General features: G+C 34.3%; 1 protein-coding gene. It reads right to left on the bottom strand.

Annotated elements, in window-relative coordinates; all coding sequences use genetic code 11:
• Positions 1–58 precede the first annotated feature (58 nt).
• Positions 59–559, bottom strand: a complete 501-nt coding sequence (locus CIK92_RS07770) for a hypothetical protein (protein ID WP_022309663.1) — start codon at positions 557–559, stop codon at positions 59–61.
• Positions 560–703: the final 144 nt, after the last annotated feature.

The following is a 703-nucleotide window of genomic DNA, read 5'->3' as shown; positions in this document are numbered from 1 at the left end:
GATTAAAGTCTACACTGCATATTGCCATGCCGTGTAGACTTGGCTAGTTTAGCCTGCATTATTCATATTCCTTATGTCTGTAGTATTTCATTAGTTCTCCTGTTTCTGAAAAGACCATCATATATACATAGTAATATGGCCTGTGCCCAATTGTAATTGAGGAAAAGTCTTCTAATTTCTTATAATTTATATTATCTCTTATATAGAGTGTTGCTGTCAATATGTTGTTATATATGATGGAAAAGAAAACGATAGGCCTGGCATATATCCAAGTCTGTTGTTGCATGGTGTGAAGCACAGGCGAAAATTCACTTGTATTAATCCTCGTCATTGCATCATATAAGGTCTTTTTTTCTTCCTTGGTTAGCGACTTGTCTTCTATAAAGAAAATACTGGCCATTTCATCAAGTTTGTCCGATATGAATACTGAGTTCGGATATAGATTCAAATCCTTGATTATACAATCATATGCCTTCTTGTAGCATACGCTATCGGTAGTGCAGCACTTTGCATTAGTGGCGATGGCTATTAGCACTATTATGCCAAGCAGATACTTCATTTTATATACCCCTCCTCATATTTATAAAACTTTTTCACTTTTCCTCTTTTTGATACAAAAAAAAGATAGGCATAATAAGGTCTTTTGTACCTTTTTGAAGGTAATACGAATTTCTCATACTCTACATTTCCCCTTATGTCATTT

Source organism: Prevotella sp. P4-67 (assembly GCF_002251325.1).
In the GTDB taxonomy this organism is placed as follows: Bacteria; Bacteroidota; Bacteroidia; order Bacteroidales; family Bacteroidaceae; genus Prevotella.
This window is presented reverse-complemented; position numbering and strand designations above follow the sequence as displayed.